The organism is Candidatus Neomarinimicrobiota bacterium, from assembly GCA_021734025.1.
In the GTDB taxonomy this organism is placed as follows: Bacteria; Fidelibacterota; JAANXI01; order JAANXI01; family JAANXI01; genus JAANXI01.
Genome location: JAIPJS010000005.1, coordinates 236,055 through 260,132, shown reverse-complemented (window position 1 = coordinate 260,132; position 24,078 = coordinate 236,055). Strand labels below are relative to the sequence as shown.

Sequence of the window (24,078 nt, the reverse complement as noted above, 5' to 3'; positions counted from 1 at the left end):
CTTCGTGGCAGATAAATAAAATGAAGCACAGGAAGGTATCGAAATTAAAAGCATAGGATACGCTACCAAGGCGCCAGGACACAAAGAAAAACAGAAGCACTTTCCCTAAAATACTTTGCGCCTTCGTGTCTTCGTGGCAAATTAAAATATGAACTACAAGGACTTATCACAACAAGAAGAGCAAATAGGCACGGCTATCGTCAACGCAGCTTACACAATTCACAAAGAACTCGGGCCCGGTTTGCTGGAAAAAGTGTATGAGGTCTGCATGGAGCATGAGTTGAGAAAAGTGGGGTATCAGGTAAAACGTCAGGTTGATATTCCTATTGTCTACGACGGTATACAGTTTGATGAAGGTTTACGGTTGGATTTGTTTGTAGATGATTTAGTTATAGCTGAGTTGAAAGCCGTTGATTTAGTGAACCCCGTTTGGGAAGCTCAGATTATCAACCACTTAAAGCTTACGGGACTAAATTTGGGTTATCTCATTAATTTTAATGTGCCCCTGATAAAAGATGGAATAAGAAGATTTCGGAATTAAGAGAAGCCACCAAGGCACCAAGACACAAAGAATAACGCAAACATTCTCCCTGAAATACTTTATGCCTTCGTGTCTTTGTGGCAGATAAATAAAATGAAGTACCTGAAGTATTGAAATTAAAAAGAATAGGATACGCCACTAAGGCGCCAGGACACTAAAAAAAACGTGAATATTCTCCCTGAACTACTTTGTGCCTTCGTGTCTTTGTGGCAGATAAAGTAAAGCACAGGAAGGTATCGAAATTAAAAGAATAGGATAGGCCATTTAGACACTAAGAAAAACGGATAAATACTCTGTCTAAAAGGACTTTGTGCCTTTGTGTCTTCGTGGCATAGATAAAGGAATAGCATGGAACAAAAAACACAAATTCATGCAGAGGACGGCAAACAGGAAATCCTGATTACCAGGGAATTCGAGTTACCGGTGGAATTGCTGTTCCGGGCGCACATCGATCCCGACCTTGTGGAGCAGTGGAGGGGGACAACGGTATTGAAACTGGAAAGCAAACCGCACGGCAGCTACCGGTTTGTCACCACCGATCCCAAAAAAAACGAACACGGCTTCAACGGGGTAATCCACGAGTTTGTGCCGAATCAGAAAATCACCCGCACATTCGAAATGGAGAATACGGGCCTTGCCATTCAGCTGCAGTTTCTGGAATTTGAAGAACTGACTAACGATACCAGCAAACTCACCATACACATGGTGTTCCGATCAGTGGCAGACCGGGATCAAGTGTTGCAGCTGCCCTTTGCCCAAGGCTTGAATATGGCGCATAACCGTCTGCAGGAGGTTGTGGGCAAATTGAAATAATCCTTGATGATATGGTCGAGAAAAACAAAGAAACTACGGGATACACACGTTCAAGTTACGATTCTTTAAACCCAGATGGCATCTTGAAAAATAGTTGTAGGGACGCGATTTATCGCGTCCGCTTATGCTTAAGATTAAATCCAATAAGGAGATAAATAACCATGAATATATTCTTATGGGTATTGCAAATCCTGCTCGCCCTGCATACCGCAATCGGTGCGATGTGGAAGTTTTCAAACCCGGCAGAACAAGCTATTCCCTCGCTGAAAGCAATTCCGCACCCGGTCTGGATTTCGATGAGCATTGTTGAGGTTGGTTTGGTTCTGTGTCTGGTTCTTCCTGCCATTGTTAAATCACTGGGTATTCTGGCACCTATCGCAGCAGCAGGCATTGCCGCGGAAATGCTTCTTTTTTGTGCGGTTCACCTGGTTTCGGACGAGACAAATAATAGCCCGATAATCTATTGGAGTGTCGTGGCTGTCATAAGCGCGTTTTTGGCATACGGTCGGTTTGCGATTCAGCCACTTTAAAAATATGGACTCAGAAAAAACGAGGAGATAACATATCATGACAAAAAGCAACTCGCCTGCCGGACGGGCAGGGAAAATCATATATTGGATTGCCACGCTTTGGCTGGCATTGGGGATGACCGCAACCGGAATCCTGCAGTTATTGCAGGTGGAAGCGGAAGGCGCCATCGCGCCACCCGGAGTCTATGGTATTAAATATTTGGGCTACCCGGTCTATTTTCTGACCATACTGGGGATCTGGAAACTGTTGGGAGTGATAGCCGTGCTGATCCCGAAATTTCCTTTGGTAAAGGAATGGGCGTATGCCGGATTTTTCTTTGTCATGTCCGGAGCAATATTTACCCACATCGCTGTGGGTGATCCGGTGACTGAATTATTGCCGTCAATACTGCTTCTAACTCTGACGGTGCTCTCGTGGTATTTCAGGCCTGAAACCCGTAGACTAATATCAATTAGACAGAAATGAATTAAACAGTCAACCGCGAATGGACGCAAATGAACACGAACAACAAATACGTAGGACAACACACCGTTCATCGAATTGAAATTAGTAAACGAAACCAAGAGTAATTTGTGTGCTCTGAAGTATAATTTTTTATTTTTTAAGAATTAGCGTTTATTAGCGTCCATTCGCGATGAAAGCAGTTTATGATAAATCTGAGAAAAGGGTAATTACATGAATAAAAAGAATTCACAAGTTGAGGAATTCCTCAATAAAGCCGACCAATGGCAGGAAGAGTTCAATCAATTAAGAACGATCTGTCTTGATTGTGATCTCACCGAGGATTTCAAGTGGATGCATCCCTGTTACACCTTTGAGGGAAATAATATCGTGTTAATCCATGGATTTAAGGAATACTGCGCGCTGCTGTTTCATAAAGGAGTCTTGTTAAAAGATCCGGAGGACATCCTGATCCAACAGACGGAAAATACACAGTCAGCCCGGCAGATTCGGTTCACTGGTGTGCAGGAAATCGTAGACCAGGAACAGGTTATCAAAGACTATATCCGGGAAGCTATCGAAGCAGAAAAAGCCGGTCTGGAAGTGGAATTTAAAAAGACGAAGGAATACGACATCCCCGAAGAGTTTCAACAGAAATTGGATGAGATGCCTGAATTGAAAGAGGCATTCGAGGCATTGACACCGGGACGACAACGGGGATACCTGCTCCATTTTTCCGGAGCGAAACAATCCAAAACCCGGAAGCGCAGGGTCGAAAAATATATACCGAAAATTTTGGATGGGAAGGGGTTACGGGAATAAGAGATTTGTGCGTTAGTTGAGAGACAAATCAAAACAACCCGAGCTGCTCGTCATCCGAGGTAACAGATTTCTTCCCGGGAGATTTTTCCATCGTCACCCGTATCAGCAGATCATCCGGAATTTCGCCGATGAAGCGTGACGGATCCTTTTCTTGAATTTCCCCGAACCGGGCGCGCTCCCTCGCACAGGTGATCTGTAGTTCATCCTCCGCGCGGGTCATGGCAACGTAAAATAGTCGCCGTTCTTCCTCGATATCGATATCCTCGCGATCCAGCGGCGTCACGCCCTCTTCAGCACCGGCGATGAACACTACGGGGAACTCCAGTCCCTTGGCGGCATGGAAGGTCAACAGATGCACGCCCTCGGTTTTGAGTCGACCGGCGTCGGTATACGGATTCAGCTGCATCTGCTCCAGGAAATCCTCGACATTGCCGTTTGATTCCTCCGCAAGTTCGATCAGGGTCTCCTTTTTGAGGAAGTCGGATTCGGAGAGGCTCGACTCAGCCAAATAATGGTCGCAGATTTCTTCGATAGCTTCGGCGATGCGATTGGAATCCAACGATTGCTCGATAGCCTGGTATACCGAGCGGAGGTCATCGAGGTCGTCGCGGCTATTCTGAGCGATAGTTTCCAGTGAATTGTCTCCGAAGATGGTAATATCTTTCGTATTCAGCGTGCTAATCAGCGAATGAATACGTTCGGAAGTCCAGCCGTAATTTTCCTCAAGTAAATCCCGTAACACGATGTGATTGTCCGGTTTAAGACTGAGCCGCAATATGTTGGCGACCACAGTAAAAGGCGGTTCAGCCAGAAACGCAGTCCCGTCACCGTAATGCACTGGAATGCCGGATTTCAAAAACGATTTGAACAGCGCCTCTCCCACGGAGTGCGTCCGGAACAATACGGCGATATCACTGAAAGCATATTCGTAATCCGAATCCGTATATTCTCCGGAAGTGAGACTTTCCGTACCGCCGACATATTTTGCGATCTCATCCAGGATATAGTCCGCCTCCTCGAACGGATTCTTTGACTCATACAGTCGAATCCTTGCCCCGGTTTTCTTGCGAGCCCGGAGTTCCACGCCGCTACGCAACTCATTATGGCTGATAAGCGAGCCGGCCGCGTTCAGAATGATGTCCGTGGAACGATAATTCTGCTGTAATGAAATCTCCCGGGCAGAAAAATTTTCGGCAAATTCGAAGAACAGCTGCACGTCCGAACCGCGAAATCCGTAGATAGCCTGATCCGGATCGCCGATGGCCAGCAGATTTCGGTTGCGCCCCAGCAACGAGATCAGCCGGTACTGCATGGGATTGATATCCTGGAATTCGTCCACCGCAATTGCCTGGTAACGATTTCTCATATTTCCGAGCCAGTCCGACTGCTCTTCAAGGTTTTCAACCGTCGCGCGAATGAGATCGGACAGATCCACTGCGCCCTGTTCCCGACAATACTCCCGGTATTTCCGGATTTTTTCACGAGACTCTCTTGCGACCGGGACACCCAACTCCAGATATTCTATCAATTCATCGTTCAGCGAATTAATATCCGAACGCTCCAACTCCGGGAACAGAATGCGGAGCGTCATCTTCCGTGCGGAGGCGTCATACACCGTGTTAAGTTGCGGGTTGCGCTCCCGGAGCCATTGCCAGCAAAGTGCATGGAACGTGCCGGATGTAACTCGCTTTGCTTTTTCGCCGATCCGCTGGATCAACCGCTCCTCTAATTCGCCGGCCGCCTTGTTCGTAAACGTGATAGCCAAAATTTCATCCGGACGGGCATTGCCGGACTCCACCTGATGCGCAATCCACTCGACGAGTGTGTGTGTTTTTCCCGTACCCGGCCCGGCCTTCACCAGCGTCGCGCCGTCCAGTGATTGCCGCACCTGCTCCTGCTGTGTGTTCAGTCCGGTCGATTGCTCTGCTTTATCTGCGTCATCTGATTGATAAGTCGACTGTGGTGCAGTGGCTTTGGCAGGTTTTTCAACTCTGTGTTCGTCGATCCCGAAAAAGCCAAGTTGTCCGCGAATCCGGTCGATTTCCCCCTCATTGAAGACTTTGATTTCGCCGAAGACGCCGTCGAAGCCCGCTTTTTTGATCACTTCGTTTTCCCTGATTCGACGAATGGCCTCCGCCAGCACCGGACCGGATTCCCGCCGGATATCCTCGATGGGAATCTCCCGCATAAGTTCAAACTCGGTGCCAAAGGATGAAATCACCTCTCGAAACTTTTTGCGAACGGTCTTGGTGTTGGGACTGACATCCTCAATTTCCCCAAGGACCTCCGGAAGCGGAATCTGATACTCGTAATTATCGCGCCCTTCAGATTCCTCCCGGTCGGCCAGATCTGCCACTCGATGGAGTACGCCGACGGTCAGCGGTTTGCCGCACTCCGGACAGATGTTATTGTACTTCTGTGTCTCATTCGGCTCCATTGAGATACCGCACTTTCGGTGACCGTCGTGGTGATATTTCCCCTCTTCGGGATAGAATTCGTACGTCCCGAGCAATCCCTCCCCGGTGCGGAAGGCATCGAACATGCCGTCATACGTCAGTTCGGTATCCAAGAGATTCGCCTCTCTGCCGAGTTTACTTGCAGAATGCGCATCGGAATTCGAAACCAATTGAAAGCGATCGAGGTCGCTGAGTTTGCCGTTCATCAGCGGATCGGAGGAGAGGCCGGTCTCCAACGCAAAAATGTGTTCCGTCAAATCCCTGAAGCAGGCATCGATGCTGTCGTATCCCGCCTTGGATCCGAAGGTGGAAAACCACGGAGTCCAGACGTGCGCCGGAATCAAGTGGGCCCGGTCGGAGGTTTCCAGCACAATTTCCAGGAGATCTCTGGAAGGCAGACCAAGGATGGGGCGGCCGTCGGATTCTACATTTCCAATAGAGGCGAGTTTGTGGTTAATCCGGGTAACGGTGTCGAAGTCAGGCGCAAACAGCAGGTTATGATTTTTCCGAACGCGGTCACCGTGTTTGTAGATGGAACTGATTTCCACGGTCAAACAGAAGCGGACGTCAATGTCGCGGGTTTGAATCCCCGGGATAGCCGGTTCTTTCGGCGGATCTTTCAGGACGAAAAATCCGTTGCCGACAGGGTTTAATTTTTCTCTCATCTCTGTAACCCAGCCCGGATGAGTGAAGTCGCCGGTGCCCACCACGTTAATACCTTTGATCTTCGCCCACTGATACAGGGATTCCAGATTCAGATCTTTGCTGGTGGCTCTGGAGTAATGTGAATGGACGTGTAAATCGGCAATATATCGCATAGGCTTGAATGGAATCCGTTCGACTAATTCTAATCGACAAAAAATGGATAATTGCGCAATTAAATACAAGGGATGAACATGGGAGAAACGAACCGCCGGTGAATCAGCCAGGGAATCCCGGCAATAACTTCAAACCCGATTTTATGCCCTCAGATCGGTCGAAATCTTTGGGAAAACACATCCTTTAGCTCGCTCACTGAGTGATATCGGTTTTCGGCCTCTTTCGCCAGGCAGCGCTCCACAACCGTATCCATCTCCGGGGAAATCTCCGGGCGGATGGACGAGGGTGGTGGCGGGATGGTATTGAATATGGAATGGATAAGCGCCATTTCGTTCCGGCCGCTGAACGGAAGTTCGTTGGTCAACAGTTCGTACAGCACAACGCCCAGGGAAAAGATATCCGTGCGGTGATCCACGTTCATGTTGGTGACTTGTTCAGGTGCCACGTACCCCAAAGTGCCCATGGCGGTGCCCAGCGATGTCATTGTCGCCACCAATGGTGACCGGGATAGGCCGAAATCCATGATACGCACGTCCTTCCCGGCGTCCAGCATGATGTTGGCGGTCTTGATATCCCGGTGGATGATCCCCTGGGTATGGATTTCCTCCAGGCCGTCGCAAATCTGCAGCACCAAGCGGCGGAACTCGGTGTTCGAAAACGGAAACTCGGCGTGGAGAAACTCCTCCAGCGTCCCGCCTGTAAGATATTCCATTGCGATATATCCTTGATCATCGGCCTCGCCGAACTCGTATGTCTTCACGATATGGCGATGGGTAAACGACCGCATAGTCTGCCCTTCGCGGATAAACCGATCTCGGTTCTCCTGATCTTCAAGGAGCTCGGGGCCCAAAAGCTTCAGGGCCACCTCTTCTTTGGAATTCAGATCCAGCGCGCGGAATACCTCCCCCATCCCCCCCTGTCCGATGATTTCCAGCAGACGATAGTGGGAGATTTTGCGCTTCCGCAGCGCAAGAATGCTCCTGCGGTTATGATACACCCAGCGCGTCCCGGTAGCCGTTAATCCCAGGGCAATGACGTACAGTGTGTACGCCCACCAGGATTTCCACGGCGGCGGAGCAATGTCAATCACTATAGATGTGCCGGCCTCGTTCCAAACGCCGTCGTTATTGGACGCCTTCACCCGGAAGGTATATTTTCCCGGATCAAGGTTTGTATAGCTCGCATACCGCCGGGTGCCGCAGTAGATCCAATCCCGGTCGAACCCTTCCATTTTATAGGCATACTGATTTTTCTCCGGCGCAGTATAATTAAGGGAAGCGAATTCGAACGAGAAAAAATCTTCGTCATAATCCAATTGGATTTCGTCCATTAAAAAGAGGCTTTTCTCGAATTCCACCTCCTGGTCGAATTTTCGAAAACTGGTGACGTACACCGGTGGAATCACCGGATTGTCCCGGATGCTGTCGGGATGAAAGAGGTTGAACCCGTTAATGCCGCCAAAGAACATCTCACCGGTGGGGCTTTTATAATACGCTCCTGCGTTGAATTCGTTGCTTTGCAGGCCGTCCTTCACGTCGAAATTCCGGAAGGTCACGGAATCCGGGTTGAACTCGGTAATCCCTTTATTCGTACTGGCCCAAAGATCCCCCTGGGCATCGCCGAGGACGGCGTAGACCACGTTATTCGGCAGACCATCGTCTTCTGTGATATGGGTAAACGTTTCATTCCTGACGTCAAACCGCTCGATCCCGTTGGCAGTACCAAGCCACAGGACCTGTGGCGTAACCGTGGTATCCTCGTAGATACTCAGTACTATATTGCTGCCGATACTCGTGGAGTCCTCCGGATCGTTCAGATAATGTGTAACATCGCCGGTCTGCGGATTCAATTTGTCCAGTCCCCCGCCCAGGGAACCAATCCAGATAATTCCCGAAGCATCGCCATATGTTGCCCGGATCTGGGTGCTGCTCAAGCGGACAGAATCGCTGGGGTTCGTTGAATAGTAAACGTGAGTATCCATTAGCCGGTCGAAGCGGTATAACCCCTCCCCGGTGACGCCGATCCAGAGATACCGCTGCGGTTGGAGGGGATCGTCCAGGACAGTGCGAATGTTCAGTCCATTGAAAAACTCCTTCTTTTCATGGAAAAAACCGAACGACTGATCAACTTCGTCGTACACCACCATTCCGTAAGTCGTGCCCACCCAGAGCAGTCCGTTGTCATCTTTATGAATCTTTCGCACTGAATTATGGAGCAAAGAATTCGGGTCATTCGAATCGTGCTGAAAGACGGTAAATCGACCTGTGTTGCGATTGAGATAATTCAAGCCGCCCTTATCTGTGCCAATCCAGACCGATTCTCCGGCTTTGTCCGGATCTTCGTAGATGGCATAAATCATCCCGTCGCTTAACCCGTGCGGATCATCCGGATTGGCATGATACGCCGTAAATTTCTGTTCCAGCGGATCGTAAATGTTGATGCCATCGGCGTTATTACCAACCCAGATTCGGCCAACGTTATCCTGGTATACCGATTCTACAAAGTTGCCGCTGATACTCCGCCGGACTTCGGAATCGTTCTTGTACCGGATAAACAGCTCCGTCGTTGGATCGAAAATATTCAATCCGCCCTCAATAGTAGCAATCCAGAGATGACCGTCCGGTCCGGACAGCATATCCATCAGATTGTTTGCGCCAATTGTCGAAGGATCTTCCGCTGAGTGACGATAATACCGCATGGATTTCTCCCGGAGATCGTACCGGGCCAGGCCGCTGCCGTAGGTGGCAACCCAGAGGTCCCCGGCATCTCTGGAGAATGCCCGGACAGACCCCTCTGTCCGCTGCATTTCCGAATAGGATTCCGACCCGGGATCAAATCTCTGGAATCCCAGCTGGGAGCCGATCCAGAAATCGCCGGTATGATCCTGCCACACTTCGTACACATTGTTATGCAACAGTCCCCCATCTTCGCTATCGGCCGCCTGATACGATTGATAGGTATCGGTTTTGGGATCGATATAACCGAAGCCGCTGTCCGAAGTCGCGACCCACACCCGGCCGTCCCGATCCGTGAACAGGGAGTTGATATAGTTATTGCGTATGGTTGTAAAATGATCATATCGGTAAAATTTCCCTTCGGAGAGGTTATATCGGCAGACACCCCGGAGGGTACCGATCCAGATCTGACCGCTGGAGTCTTGCGTGAGGGTGGTGATAAAATTGTTGTGCAAAGATGTGGAGTCACCGGGTTCATTCTTGAAGATCGTGAACTGATAGCCGTCATACCGATTCAGCCCATCTTCCGTTCCGTACCACATAAACCCGTTCTGATCCTGCAACATCGCTACCACAGAATTTTGGGACAATCCATCTTCAATGGAGAGATGACTAAATTGTACATTGGGTATGTTGGCAGCGACCGCGGAAGTAGCGAACGCAAACAAAAAGAAGACACACGATAGTATACGAATATCCATATGACACATCAGTTTATATAGTTAAAATGGAATGAGCCGGATGGGGGTGGCCTTCAGACAACACTATTTGAAGGTTTATCCGGACCTGGCATAAGTAAAAAACCGCATCGTATTGTAATGCGACTTTTATATTCCAGAAGATACGTGAAGGGGCGAGGAAATGGAAAGGGAAAACGAACCGGGAATTTTTTAAACCCTCTCCTCTACTGGCATATTAGGACACCTGTCACTATGTTTCTCTGATTTTTCTATCCCAACCTGGAGAATTCCGGTTCCCAATGATCGAAATACATCACTTTTTCGTCTTTCTCTCAGCAGGCTTACTGCTCAACATCACGCCCGGCCCGGATATGACGTATGTGGCCACCCGAAGTTCGACACAGGGTAAAATGGCCGGATTGGTCTCTTCGTTAGGTGTCGGCACGGGCGCCCTGTTCCATATCTCGGCTGCTGCCGTCGGAGTCTCAGCGATTATTTTCTATTCTTCCATCGGATTCCAGGTAGTGAAGTGGGCCGGAGCGCTGTATTTAATCTACCTGGGGTTACAAGCCATTCTGGATTCCCGCCGAAACAATGATCCTGCCGGCTCACCGGCATTTTCAGGCCCGGATAACCTTCTTGCGATCTATAGGAAAGGGATTCTTGTCAACCTCCTCAATCCGAAGGTCGCCCTGTTCTTTATGGCGTTTTTGCCGCAATTCGTTGATCCGGGTGCACAGTATTTTCCCTTCAATATTATTCTGCTGGGGTTGATCTTCACCGCATGTGGTACTGTTGTCAACATTATTGTGGCCTATTTTTTTGGCGCGCTTGGCGAGTGGATCTCCGGGAGCAGCTGGTTTCATATAGTCAAATCCTGGTTTTCGGGCCTCGTCTATTTTTTGCTGGGCCTTGGTCTCGCTGTCACAAAAAAATAGCGCAGTTGTTCATCCCGCTCAAATTCCGGTACGGAATATACTATCTCTGAATTTTAAGCATCCAACCAGAAAATTCCGGTGTTTTTCGCTTCACCAGTTGGTTACTTTTTCAGCATATAGATTTCGTATTAATTTTTCAGAAGGAGTAACGAATTATGCGTGTATTATTCCGTGTTTTCCTCGTAATTATTTTTGCTGTTTCAACGCTATCCGCCGAAGAGGGGATGTGGCTGCTGAACCGATTACCCATGTCCGAGCTGGAGTCGGCTGGTCTGGAACTCAGCCAGGAACAGATTTATGCCCCGGATGCACCGTCTATCTCGGATGCCATCGTGCAGATCGGCGGCGGAACCGGAAGTATCGTTTCGGAGAACGGATTGGTTATTACCAACCATCATGTGGCACACTCGGCACTTCAGCGACTCAGCGACGAAGAGAATAATTACGTCCGCGACGGCTATCAGGCGACCACCCGGGAAAAGGAGAAATACGTACCCGGATACCGGGCGAATCTGGCGGTTGAATTTACCGATGTCACTGACCGCATCACCGCTGATGTTACTGACAATATGGCTCCGGCCGATCGGTATGAGGCCATCCAGGACGCCATCAAGTTGCTCGAGGAAGAAAAGGAATCGGATGCCGCCGACATCTGGCACTACGACGTCTCCGAGTTTTCCGACGGGCTGAAATATTACCTGTTCAAGTATCTGGAATTCGAGGATGTCCGCCTGGTCTACGCTCCGCCGGCCTCTATTGGCAATTACGGCGGCGAAATCGACAACTGGATGTGGCCCCGTCACACCGGCGATTTCGCCTTTTTCCGGCTTTATGCGGGCGCTGACATGCAATCCGGGGAACACAGCGAAGATAACGTGCCGTACACACCGAAACAGTACCTCAAATTCACAGACGATGGTGTCAACTGGGACGACTTCACCTTCATTATCGGCTACCCCGGCGGGACTCAGCGGTATCGTACCTCGTATTCGGTTGAGTACGCGGTTGAGAAATACTATCCCTTTCAGATAGATATGTACGAAAACGTGATGAACCTCATCGAGACCCACACCGCGGAGAGCGAATCGCTGACTATCACCTATGCGGATCGCGTGGCCAGTCTGGAGAATTACTACAAGAACTTTAAGGGCATGCTGGACGGCCTTGAGCGGGCGGATCTCCTGGGCGTCAAGCAGGATCTGCAGCAGGATTTCCGGCAATGGGTGAACCAGGAGGAATCCCGGCAGCAGAAGTACGACGAGGTACTGTCCCAGATTGAGCAGGTGTATGCGGAGCAGGATTCCATCTACCCTCAGCAACTGCTCATGGACAGCATGGGATGGCTGACACGAACGTACTACGCCGCCTCGGTGATGGACAAATGGTCACTCCAGAAGCAGAAACCGAATCTGGAGCGGGAATCTACCTACATGGAGCGGAACATCCCGCGACTAAAGGAACGCCTCAAACTTATGCAGGGTGAATTCAATCCGGCGGTGGATAAAGAAATCCTGAAATATTTTCTGGGCGAGTTCAGTCAACTTCCGACACACCTGCAGATCGCGCCAGTGCGTGAAATCTATGCGCAAAACCCGGATCTTCCCATCGAAGAGGCCATCCATCGGTTCGTCGAGGATCTGTATGCCAACACCCAGCTCACCGATATCAAGCGGCGCCTGGAGATCTTTGAAATGAGCCGCGAGGAGATGAAGGCGCTAAACGATCCGATGATCGATTTTGCCATGGATCTGCGCCCGGCGAAAGATCGGCTGGACAACTTTGATAAAAGCATTAAGGGGAAGCTGAACCAGTTACGTCCCACGTGGATACAGGCACTCCGGGAGTGGAAAGGCGGTAATATGTATCACGACGCCAACTTTACGCCGCGCCTGACCTACGGCATGGTAGACGGCTATTCTCCCAAAGATGCGGTCATCTACGAACACATCACCAGCGCCAAGGGCATCCTCGAAAAGCATACCGGCGAGGATCCGTTTGATGCCCCGGACCGTCTGCTGAAACTGTTGCGCGAAGGAGATGTCCCGCCGCAGTATATCGACAGCTACCCTATAGATCTCCCGGTAGATTTCCTGCATACCACCGACATCACCGGCGGAAACTCCGGGAGCCCGGTCATGGACGGCCAGGGTCGGTTCATCGGCATCGCGTTCGACGGCAACTGGGAAAGCATCTCCGCGGACTGGGTATTCAATCCGGCACTCACCCGATCCATCAGCGTCGACGCCCGCTACATACTGTACATTCTGGATAAATTCGCGGAAAACGACTACGTGCTGGATGAACTGACGATTGAGTAGGACCAATAAGGCGACTGGAGGAGTTACTCTTAGCTCGTCGAAGAGTGGCTCCCAGACGTATATCCTTTCCCGGGAGGGAGCCCTTCCGGGCCGACAGGCTCAGGATAACGTCTGTTGATCTATTACTGGTAAACACCGATGAATTATATTGTGGTGTTTAAACGCCCGGTTCTGACAAACCCTTTCAGGGGTCGACGACCCTGAAAGGGTCTTCATAATCGAGGGGGAAAATATTCACAGGTAGATATTTTTCACATGGTCAGGTTTGAAATGAATATAATTGCACATAATATATACGCCTCAATCGACATCGGCACCAACTCCACACTGCTGTTGGTAGCCGAATACCGGGACGGTCGCTTTCACCCGATCCGGAACGAGGTGGAAATCACCCGGCTGGGACAGGACGTAGGCAAAACCGGCCGGCTGCACCCCGATGCCATGGAGCGAACGTTTGATACCCTAAAGCGGTATCGAACAATTTGCGACGAAGTCGGTGCGAATGAGACAATCATCGGTGGGACCAGCGCCATGCGGGATGCGGCTAACGGCGAGGAGTTCATCAACCGGGTCAAAAACGAATTGGACTGGGACATTCGCCTCCTTACCGGTGATGACGAGGCCCAGCTGACATTTCTCGCCACCCAGCAGGAGTTTTCCGACGTCTCCGGGGATCTTCTGGTGGTGGACATCGGCGGTGGGAGCACCGAGTTCATCTTTGGAAACACAAACGAATTCCGGTTCGCCCGGAGCCTGGATATCGGCACCGTCAGATTCACCGAATCGATGATAAAAAACGATCCCCCTGGAGAAACAGAACTGCAATCAGCAAGCAAAGCGATCCGGGTTCAACTCGCTACTGAGTTAAGCGATCTTCAAATCTCTGCAGAGGAAACAACACTCATTGGTGTAGCTGGTACGGTCACTACATTGTTGGCAGTCGAGAAGGAGATGGCAACGTATATCCCGGAGGATATCCACAAGCAGCCGCTCACCATCGATGAAATCGAAGATCTTCTGGTACTCTTTTGCTCCATGTCGCTGGAGGAGCGGAAACAGATCCCCGGGCTCCAACCCAAACGCGCGGACGTGATCATCATGGGTGCGCTTATCCAGCTGGAAATTATGCGTCACTTCGGCTTTGACGAACTGCTGGTCAACGACCGGGGGGTGCGATACGGGTTGCTGTACGAACTTATGGAGACGGAGACTGGAGACCGGAGACAGGAGACCGGAAAAGAGTAAAACCGGGATTAGGGGAAAAGGGAGCAGGGAAAACAGGGAAAGGGAAGTAGAAGAGATTTGAGCTCGGTCTCCCGCTTAAAGTCCGCAAACCGGGTTTAAGCGGGAGATAATTGATGATTCAGGCCCCACAGTCACCACCTCGCAATGAGATTGCGAGGCTATTCATTGGAGCCTTTGAATCTCATTCAAAGGCGGACACTACGCGATAATCCAGCCTATTTCACCACCACCATCTTCCTGGACAATATTTGCATAGTCGATGGATCTGCTTCAGGAGTAAACACAAGCCTTAATAGATACATTCCGGATGCCAATTTCGGATTGTTGTACGGAACCCTATAATTCCCGGCGGTGATTCCTCGCCACATTATCTCATCCACAAATTGTCCGCGAAGGTCAAAAAGTCTGATGTCGACATTCCCCGGCTCCGGAGTTGCAAACGGGATGGTGGTGGCCGCGTTAAACGGGTTCGGAAACGGCGGTGAAAGCTGGATTCGCTCCGGAATTTCGATGTCTGACTCCGCAATATTCACCCGAAAAAGTGTGTCTCCATACACCGTGCCATGAATATATGCTCCTTTTAATTGCCGATAGACACCTCCCTCCCATCGTTCATATACGACGCCGAGATTTTCTTGGAGTTGGAGCCTGGTATAGGTTAAATAATCTTGATAATATGTTATACGAATATCATTCGGATTCCTCGAGGGCAAAATTTGTATAGTATCAACTCCAGTAACCTCCCAAAAATATCCGTCCGAAATATACGGTTCGTAGGACATGGTATCTCCCCACGCGACATCTAACTCCAACCAGCGATAAGGATCGTCACCAACAAAATTTTTTCTCAAAATGTTTCCCGCACTATCAATGCGTGCGAAGGTTTGCCCACTTGCGCCTTCGTATTGGAGTACCTGCCATTTGACTCCATGAAGGACTGTATCGCTCACAACACGTTGCTTTACCTCCCATTGATTCCCCAAATCATCAACAGTGTAGACCCAAAAATCGCCAATATGCATGGGATAAAACCGCTCCCAGTTTGTGTGAGGTGGATTGACTTCCATTTGAAAAATGGCTGCTCCATTCTCACCCCCAAAAAAGAGGTGATCACCGGACGCCGTCAGGGCACAGGATCGAAAGGGTATATTCCTCCATGATGGAGGCTGTGGGCTAAATCTATCAACATTCAGAGAGCCCCATAAACCATCCTGCTCTGTAATAATATAAATGAGCCATGGATAGTTCGGATGCTGGAGCATTTGAATGGTTTGACTAGGAACGGAACCTACATCAAGTGGGTCAAATGAATGGGGTTTTTGGACTAGATGCCATGTCTCTCCCCAGTCATTACTGCCATACAATTCACCCGATTCGACCACCACAAACAACTGGTCATCGACCTCTCGTTGATGGAGATTCCCTTCCTTCGGAATAAAAACATCCGTGATGCGAAGAAAAGCATTCCATGAAACAGGAATATGTTCCCAATGTTGTCCGGCATCCCTACTTCGAATTATCCCGCGAGATGAATCTGTTAATCCAAATATAATAGAGGAATGATCGCGGGAAACCTCAAGATGTGTAATGGCGTGAATCGTGTCACTTACGATGGAGTGAAATTCCCAGGTCGAACCATTGTCATAACTCGTAAGAATGCCGCCATTGTGTTCATTCAAGCCAGTGCCAGCATAAATTGTATCGCTTATGATAGCTAACGATTCAAACGAATAATCGGTAAAATCTTCCGCTATTCCTTCCCAATTCATGCCCGCATCTGTGGATTGGACAATTCCCGAGTTCCCGGTGGCATAGAAGATATCCTTATTGTCTTTGTATTGAACATCCAACGCAGAAACCTTAGTTAAGTTCTCAATTGGGTATACTGTCCAATGGGCACCAAGATCATCTGTTTTAATAAAGACAGGAGAATTGATCTCATAACCAATCCCATATATCAACGAGTCTTCATGTATACTTGGAACGATCTGCACAACTTCTATATCCTCAAGCGGTAACACACGGAAAGTATGCCACGACGGTTCCTGGGCGAAGATTTCCGGAACGATGATCAGGAGAATGACAGCAAAAACGAATGAACGTTTAATAATACCAATGAGACCACTACAAAAAAACCGGTGCCAGGAGCGCATCTCCGCTCCTCCTTTCGCATTCAGCAAAAACAAATAATTACATGAAACGATGAAAACTGAAATTAACGTAAATACGATACGCTCACATTTAGCCTAAATCAACAGGTTTTGTTGCGTATTGCGTATAAAAAGGGCGCCTGGAGAATAGAGTAGAGAATACGGGGTATTGGAAGTAGAAGGTTTAGGAGCTCGGTCTCCCGCTTAAAGCCCGCTTCGCGGGCTTTAAGCGGGAGATAATTAATGATTCAGGCCCCACAGTCACCACCTCGCAATGAGATTGCGAGGCTATTCATTGGAGCCTTTGAATCTTATCCAAAGGAGCACTTCTGTCGGTGACCGCTATCAGCGTCGCCGACAGTGACTGAAATTTTAATACTTTAACTACCCTCACCAACGGCTAAGGCGAACGGCTACGAATTGTTTACGCGACTAAAGCCGCGACTACAAACAATAACACCATAGTACAGTAACACATTAACACGGTTTTTAACGTGAACACTTGAACACTGCTTGTTTTACTGCTGTCGCTCCAGTTGCACGGTAAACCGTCGTTGCCCGCCGTTGCGCAGAGCGATAATATCCACGACCGTTCCGGCCTCGAACTCCTGCAGGGCAAAGGTGTAGTCGTAGATGTTGTTGATCTTCTTACTGCCGAACTGAACGATAACGTCGCCGGCCTGCATGCCGGCTTCTGCGGCCGGACCGTCGTCCCGGACAGAGGAGATCCGGAGTCCGTGAACATTCGCCGCATAGTCAGGGATAATCTGCAGTGAAACGCGAAAATCGGTACTCCTGTCCCGTTCCATACCGGTTTCAACGAATTCCAGCGGTTTCCTAAAGGTATCCAGTGAATCCACCACACCGGCGACGAAACGGACCACTTCCTCGTAACCCGGATAATTCAGTCGCTGCCAATCATCGCTGGGACGGTGATAGTCCTCGTGCACCCCGGTGAAGAAAAAGAGTGCCGGGATATTTTTCCCGTAGAACGACGTGTGGTCGCTGGCACCCACACCAACGACATTACTCTTAGTGAGATTCCAGCCAAAATATGCGTTGACGCCGGTGAGCAGGGAATCCCAGACCGGAGAGGTTCCGGTCCCCCCAAGAATCAACGTGCTGTCCTTCGGTCGTCCAATCATATCCATATTCATCATGGCCAATGTGCTGTCCAGAGCATATGGCGGTTCCTCCACGAACTTTGACGATCCGAGCAGCCCGATTTCCTCGCCGGAAAACGCCGCAAAGACCAGTGAATGTTCCGGTCGGTTTTCAGCTTCGGCAAAATATTCGGCCAATTCCAGGAGGCCGGCGGTCCCGGAGGCGTTATCGTCCGCCCCGTTGTGAACGGCACTGGTATCCGGTACCAGCGATCCATGGCCGCCCATGCCCAGGTGATCGTAATGTGCGCCGATAACGATAGACCGATGGCGCAACGTTGGATCAGTCCCCTCAAGAAAACCGATAACATTCCGCCCCATCTTCCGGACATATTTCAGATCGGTGTGAAGTCGCACGGAGACGTTGCGAAATTCGAAACCGCCACCAGTCTTGTGAAGATTCAGATCCGCCTGGATCTCCTTCAGGGAGTCGCCGGCAGCCACAAACAGCGGCTGAAACGGCTCCCGCTTCGCCGAAACTGCCTGGATTCCGGCGTCCGCAGCCTGGTCGTAGCGGAGCTTCACCAGCTCATCCTCGGGATACGGATCAGGGCCGGGGATAATAATAATCCCGGCGGCTCCGTGATCTCTGGCATTCATTGCCTTGTACCGTAACGATAGATACTCGCCGAATTCACCGTGGGGGTTGTCCCCCTCCGGGCCGTACCGGAGCACGAGTACAATTTTCCCATCGACGTTCAGACGGGCGTAATCGTCATAATTCAGCGATTCCGCGGTAATGCCGTAGCCGGCGAACACCAGTCCGCCTGACACCTTTCCGGAGGTCGAGAACCCCAGCGGCCGGAAGTCCTCATTCAGTTCCAGGCGCTGCTCCTTATTCCGTGAATAGAGTGTAAATGCATTTTCTTGTCCTAATTCAACTCCGGCGATAAACCCGAATCGCTGGTAATAATCCCCGGCATTTCCCGGCTGCACTTTATTTTCCTTGAATTGTTCAACGAGATATTCCGAAGCCCGATTCGCTCCTGGTGTTCCCGTTTCGCGGCCTTTGAGTTCATCCGACGCTAAAAACCGCACGTGCTCACGGAGCTCCTGGCCCGTGATGGCCGGGCTATCCACCCGCGGCGTTTCTTCTCCGGTGCAACCGATCAGAATGAATACCAGCGCAAAACTGCCCACCATTGCCATCAGATTACTCAAGCTATGGATACTGGATGTCATGTATGTGTACTCCTGTGACTTCGACTCGGTTCGTGTTACTCCTCAGGGACCAAATATAACGAATCCACGGCCTGCTCCGCCACGGCTTCTCTGGAAAGCGGTATCCGGTGGTATTCACCGGTCCGCCACATCTCAACCTGGTCGGCGTAATGCGGGTTGAACGGATGACCGGACTGTCCGCTGTAGATCACGCTGAGCGCCCCGTCGATATCCGCCATGTCCGTGATGTGCCGCATGGACGGTCCCAGTATGTTGGTATACGGCTCCTGAAAATTATACTCGCCATTATTCACGGTGGTGCCGGATCCGCCAATCTCGAACGGACCGATATTCAGCCCGAACAGCGCATCGGCAAACCCGCTGGCCTCGCCAATGGAGTGGGGAAAGGTCACCTGGTGCAGATGCCCCCATTGCCATTTCACCATGCTCCGGCCAAAATTGTCGCGGAGCCACTGCACGGCATCCGCTACCGCACTCCGGAGAATGGCATCCCTCGTCTCCAGCGCCGGGGTATCGATATTATCCCACCAGAGATTGTTCGGGCGTTCCAGCAACCAGGACAGATTCCGGATTGGCGCGTTCGCCAGCCGGATGAACTGGTGATAGAGGGTATCGCCCAACTCATCCTTATAGGTATTTTCCACCAACTTCATAAATGACACATTGAACAGGGTGGCGGGAATCGACTCCGTATCCATCCGGTAATCCCATGTCCGGAACCAGTCCAGCGATTGAGCCAGGTAGACCTCGTCGACCTCCACGCCTCTGAATGCCTGGATGAAATACGGCGTCACCTCCCGGGCGTGGGGCGACAGGTAATCCATTTGATACTGTTTGAAATCATCTGCGCTATGAACTTCTTTGGAATTCAGCAACTCCCGGATGCGCTGGATCCGCGACGGCGGCTCGTACAGGTTGGAAATGTGGTACCGATATCGCCCGTCGTCGATAGTTTTGTTGTTGGCGGTGGCGATAAAACCCTCGTCCGGATTATACAGATACGGCAGCTGGAGCGGCGTCCGGAATCCGATCCACTCATAGTCGTTCACGTTGCCTGGCACTGGCAGATTACCCGTACCGGTCCGGCGCAACGGGATTTTTACCGCCGGACGAAAGCCGATATTCCCATTGATGTCCGCATAGATCATGTTTTGACCGGGAACGTGGAATTCGCCGACCCCTTCGCTGAATTCGTCCCAGTCGGACGCCTTGTTGATGGCCAGGATGCCGGCCAGTTCATCGGAGAGTTCGTGGCCTGTCCATCGCATCGCCACCACCCGGTCGGACTTTTTCGTCATCGGGTGTATATCCGACACCACCGGACCGTGACGGGTAATCCGCGCTGTCAGCGATTCCGCCGGAGCACCTTTGACCTCGATAACTTCCCTGCGCTGGTCCATACCAGTCCACTGACCTTCGTACATATAGAGATACGGATTGTCCTGATCCACCTCCTCGATGAAAAAATCCGCATCATCCGCCATGACGCTCGTAAAGCCCCAGGCGATGGAGTCGTTATGTCCGATGACCACGCCGGGGAGTCCCGCCAGCGTCACCCCGGCCACGTTGATGCCCGGCGCCCGGAGATGCATCTCGTACCACTTGGACGGCTGAGTGAAACTCAGGTGCGGATCGTTGGCCAGGATCGGCTTGCCGGATTCGGATCGCTCACCGGATACCACCCAACTGTTGCTGCCGATGTGGGTCCCGTCAATGCCCCGGAATTCGCGGAATTCACGATCCAGCTGAAGGAATGGGGTTAATCCATCTGCAAACCGGCCTTCCTGCTCCGGAATTATCACCGGTTTATTTGAATCATATCTGGGTATGATATCCTGGCCTTTAGTTTCGCCAACCCGGTCCACAACGTCGCCGAGGACAATATCCAGATGCCAGGCGATATTCAGTTCCCAGGCCATCAGGCGGACGTATACCAAACTGTGCTCCACCTTCCACGGCTCCGGCTCGAATCCCAGCAGACGATATTCCAGCGGTAGATTATCTTTGTGCGTGTCGATGTATGCATTAATTCCAGCGGTGTACGCGGAATAGACTGCCATGGATTCCTCGGAGATGTGATCCTTCAGACGGAGCGCCATCTCATGGAAGCCGATGGTACGCAGATATTTGTCGAAATCCAGGAGTTCCGGCCCCAAAAATTCCGCTAACCTTCCCTGTCCCGCCAGCCGCGTCATTTCCATCTGCCACATCCGCTCCGAGGCTGCAAGGTATCCGGCGGTATAGTAAAGATCATGCTGGTTTTGCGCCTCAACATGAGGCACGGCGTATTCGTCGTATTGGACGAATACCTCCTCCTGCAAGTTCGGTAGTGTGATACGGCCGCTGTATTCCGGTTCGGCCGTTTTGATAATCTGCAGATAAATGCTGAACCCAATTAGCACAATTGCAACAAGACCGGCAACGGCACCGGCAACGATAATTCCCCATTTTTTCATGATGCGTCTCCGCCTTGATCAAACAGTTCAATCATTGACTCTCCCCAAGCGATGGTCATATTGATGGTCCCCCAGTCGATATTTTCGATGGTATCCGAATACCAGTGCCAGTTCGGGATCTTTTTCTCCGATGTCAATCCGATGCACGTGATGCATTTGTACCCTTCCTGCACCAGCGGCAGGGTGTCGAAATACGCCAAACGGTACCGGCACGTCTCCACTTCCTGAAAAGCCGGCTGCTGGTTCACCTCTTTGGCTATTTGCACAATTTCCGCATCGTACGGCCAGAAAGTGAGCATGCCTTCCCCAAGACAATAATTCAGCGTCCCCGCACCCACGTTATCGAAGTTCAGAAAATACGTCTCATTCCGGTAAAGATCATCTCCGTGTGCATTGTAAAATGCCTTAACGCCATACATGCCGGATTCTTCGCATCCGGTGGCCAGCACCTGAATTTCCGTATGTTCCAACGGACTTTCTGCATACTTCTCTGCGAGATTCAGCATGACCGCCACCCCGCTGCCGTTATCGTTGGCACCATTGACATGCGAATGGACCGTTTCCCTCTGGATAAATATCCCGACCTGCGCTAAAAAATACACCACAAGCACCAGCGCAACAATCTGATACCAGAGATGGACTCCCCATTCGCTCCCCAGCCATGTAAACGGCACCGCGGCAAATGCCAGAACCGCGTTTAGTACAAACGACTGCCGGAAATTTTTGACCACTGCTGGCGCCCAGAGCAGCGCCGCCCGGGCGGTATCGTAATGTGCCATCAGCACGACGGTGCGTTTCGTCTCCCCGGTGGACGGAATGGTAGCTGTGACGTTCTGTGACTGCTTCTTTGGAATGATGTACGAAAACAGAGTATTGAATCCGGTAAAATGGCGCCAGAACGACCAGGCACCGAGAACAACGAATATTGTGCCAATGAACGGATGAAACGGCCCGAGCGCCACACCCGCTGCAAACAGGAGCGCGATGCCAATCAGCTCCCAGGAGTAGGAGCTGACGGCACGGAACTCCTCGATTGCCGGATCCAGATTCATGTCCCGGAGCCAGCCGGCGATCGTGCCGGCGGCTTCACGCTCCTGATCGGAAGCAGACGCCCGGTGCGGCAGCGCGGTCAAACTCGTCAGTATGTCTCGCGGGGAAGGCATTGTCGGAAGAGGAAAAGTTAGAGGGAGTGCCGGCAGTTTACAATATGTTATTGGGTAAACTACCGCATTAAAGTGTTAGTGTGTTCGGGTGTTCAAGTAACTGCGTCTGCTTTCCGCAGCCTTGGCGGTGGAGAGTATTACCGTGTTCTTGTTAAACCCGCAATAGGTCTCGTGGCCCCAGCCCTGTATCACCCGTGATCCTGTTTGGCTTTTTTTCCCGTCTCTGGCCTCCGTCGTTCACTTCTTCATTCTTCATTTTTCCTTTGGAGTTGGGCGGGGTACTTGGACATTGGGCATTCGTTATTGGATATTCTGCGGTTTCCTCTTCGGCCATCCCTGGCGGGATTGAATGAAAGAATATTGCGGCCTGAACCCATCAATACATTGGTGGGCTGAAAGCATACCGTCCCGCCGGGACTTTCGAGGATCTCAATTTTTATCATATAAATAAGAACGAGAGGGGCAAAATTACGAAACAACGGCATCGCTGCCCATTAAACCCTTATACCCTTATACCCTTATACCCTTATACCCTTATACCTTATCCCCTTATACCCTTCACCGGATTTGACCTTCATCCCGGCAGTCTCTACATTTTTAGAAACACGTAAAATACGTGAACGCCTTTGAATGAAATTCAAAGGCTACCATAAGAAGCCTTGCAATCTTTTTGCAAAATGGCCCAATAATCGGAGATAGTTTTATGAAGGTTTTTCTCACAGGCGGAACGGGATACGTCGGCAGCCGAATTTTGACGGATCTGCTGTCGGCCGGACACGAAGTGAAAGCCTTGGTTCGGGAAGGCTCCGAAGAAAAACTACCGGTTTCCCGTGATGAAATTGAGATCGTCACAGGGGATGCCCTGGACAAGTCTAGTTTCGCCCCGAGCCTCGGTGATTGCGACGCGGTCATTCACATCATTGGCATTATCCGGGAGTTTCCCTGGAAAGGAATCACCTTTCAGAAAATGCACGTAAAAGCTTCGGAAAACCTCATCGATGCTGCGATTGAAAACGATGTCGGCCGGTTCATTTACATGAGCGCACTAGGCGCAAAGCTTGATTCGAAATCCGGATATTTTACCACGAAAGCACAAGTGGAAGACCAACTGCGGGAGAGCGGTTTGGATTACACTATCTTTAAGCCGTCCATCATCTTTGGCCCAGGGGATGAATTCATTAATTATTTCGCCGATATGATGAAAACCTTTCATGTGCTACCCATTATCGGTAAAGGAAAGTACCGGATGCAGCCGGTGCATATCTCTAACGTAAGTCAGGCGTTTGTGCAGGCGCTGACCACGCCGGAGTCGATTGGGAAAATCTATGAAATCGGCGGCCCGGATCGCTATGAGTACACCGAGATGATGCGCCGGGTGAAAAGTACCGTAGGCACCTTTGCCCTGTTCCTGCACATACCGAAGGTGCTAATGCAGTGGATGGCGAAACTCCTCCAGTCTCTGCCATTTTTTCCGGTGACCGAAGCGCAGATCATCATGCTCTACGATGAAAATATCACCGAGGACAATCGGGCCTGGGAGGACTTTGACTTGGACCCTGTCGGATTCGAGGAAGGCATTAACCGATATTTGGGAGACACGGAATGAGGATCCGGCTGCTCACATC

At 50.7% G+C, this 24,078-nt stretch carries 15 protein-coding genes; 9 read left to right on the top strand and 6 right to left on the bottom strand.

Features of this window, described 5'->3' with window-relative positions; genetic code table 11:
* Positions 1–148: 148 nt before the first annotated feature.
* From K9N57_08380 to K9N57_08360, 5 genes are all read left to right on the top strand, one after another.
* On the top strand, positions 149–541 hold the full coding sequence (locus tag K9N57_08380; protein MCF7804192.1) for a GxxExxY protein: 393 nt from the start codon (positions 149–151) through the stop codon (positions 539–541).
* Between the two features lie 348 nt (positions 542–889).
* A complete protein-coding gene (locus K9N57_08375; protein MCF7804191.1) occupies positions 890–1,354 on the top strand; it encodes an SRPBCC domain-containing protein in 465 nt (154 codons plus the stop codon).
* A gap of 161 nt (positions 1,355–1,515) precedes the next feature.
* Positions 1,516–1,884: a DoxX family protein gene (locus K9N57_08370; GenBank protein MCF7804190.1), complete on the top strand. Its 369-nt coding sequence runs from the start codon at positions 1,516–1,518 to the stop codon at positions 1,882–1,884.
* Positions 1,885–1,921: 37 nt separating this feature from the next.
* Positions 1,922–2,350 (top strand): DoxX family protein, encoded by a 429-nt coding sequence (locus tag K9N57_08365; protein ID MCF7804189.1) that lies wholly within the window; start codon positions 1,922–1,924, stop codon positions 2,348–2,350.
* Positions 2,351–2,560: 210 nt separating this feature from the next.
* Positions 2,561–3,148: a YdeI family protein gene (locus K9N57_08360; protein MCF7804188.1), complete on the top strand. Its 588-nt coding sequence runs from the start codon at positions 2,561–2,563 to the stop codon at positions 3,146–3,148.
* Positions 3,149–3,176: 28 nt separating this feature from the next.
* On the opposite strand, the gene K9N57_08355 is transcribed toward K9N57_08360, so the two are convergent.
* Positions 3,177–6,422 (bottom strand): UvrD-helicase domain-containing protein, encoded by a 3,246-nt coding sequence (locus K9N57_08355; GenBank protein MCF7804187.1) that lies wholly within the window; start codon positions 6,420–6,422, stop codon positions 3,177–3,179.
* A 149-nt stretch (positions 6,423–6,571) separates the two neighbouring features.
* The gene (locus K9N57_08350; GenBank protein MCF7804186.1) at positions 6,572–9,859 is read right to left on the bottom strand and encodes a protein kinase; all 3,288 of its coding nucleotides are present in this window, start codon (positions 9,857–9,859) and stop codon (positions 6,572–6,574) included.
* A 278-nt stretch (positions 9,860–10,137) separates the two neighbouring features.
* Between K9N57_08350 and K9N57_08345 the strand changes: the two genes are divergently transcribed.
* The 3 genes from K9N57_08345 (at position 10,138) to K9N57_08335 (ending at position 14,339) form a co-directional block, all read left to right on the top strand.
* The gene (locus K9N57_08345) at positions 10,138–10,776 is read left to right on the top strand and encodes a LysE family translocator (GenBank protein MCF7804185.1); all 639 of its coding nucleotides are present in this window, start codon (positions 10,138–10,140) and stop codon (positions 10,774–10,776) included.
* A gap of 155 nt (positions 10,777–10,931) precedes the next feature.
* On the top strand, positions 10,932–13,094 hold the full coding sequence (locus K9N57_08340) for a S46 family peptidase (GenBank protein MCF7804184.1): 2,163 nt from the start codon (positions 10,932–10,934) through the stop codon (positions 13,092–13,094).
* A 255-nt stretch (positions 13,095–13,349) separates the two neighbouring features.
* Complete coding sequence (locus tag K9N57_08335) at positions 13,350–14,339, top strand: Ppx/GppA family phosphatase (protein MCF7804183.1); 990 nt, start codon at positions 13,350–13,352, stop codon at positions 14,337–14,339.
* 215 nt (positions 14,340–14,554) lie between these two features.
* Here K9N57_08335 and K9N57_08330 read toward each other — a convergent pair whose 3' ends face one another.
* From K9N57_08330 to K9N57_08315, 4 genes are all read right to left on the bottom strand, one after another.
* Complete coding sequence (locus K9N57_08330) at positions 14,555–16,492, bottom strand: T9SS type A sorting domain-containing protein (GenBank protein MCF7804182.1); 1,938 nt, start codon at positions 16,490–16,492, stop codon at positions 14,555–14,557.
* Positions 16,493–17,007: 515 nt separating this feature from the next.
* Positions 17,008–18,834, bottom strand: a complete 1,827-nt coding sequence (locus K9N57_08325; GenBank protein MCF7804181.1) for a M20/M25/M40 family metallo-hydrolase — start codon at positions 18,832–18,834, stop codon at positions 17,008–17,010.
* A gap of 35 nt (positions 18,835–18,869) precedes the next feature.
* The gene (locus K9N57_08320) at positions 18,870–21,290 is read right to left on the bottom strand and encodes a penicillin acylase family protein (GenBank protein MCF7804180.1); all 2,421 of its coding nucleotides are present in this window, start codon (positions 21,288–21,290) and stop codon (positions 18,870–18,872) included.
* Positions 21,287–22,423: a Zn-dependent exopeptidase M28 gene (locus K9N57_08315; protein MCF7804179.1), complete on the bottom strand. Its 1,137-nt coding sequence runs from the start codon at positions 22,421–22,423 to the stop codon at positions 21,287–21,289. The genes K9N57_08320 and K9N57_08315 overlap by 4 nt, the downstream gene beginning before the upstream one ends.
* A gap of 733 nt (positions 22,424–23,156) precedes the next feature.
* Here K9N57_08315 and K9N57_08310 point away from each other — a divergent pair.
* Positions 23,157–24,059 (top strand): complex I NDUFA9 subunit family protein, encoded by a 903-nt coding sequence (locus K9N57_08310; GenBank protein ID MCF7804178.1) that lies wholly within the window; start codon positions 23,157–23,159, stop codon positions 24,057–24,059.
* Positions 24,060–24,078: the final 19 nt, after the last annotated feature.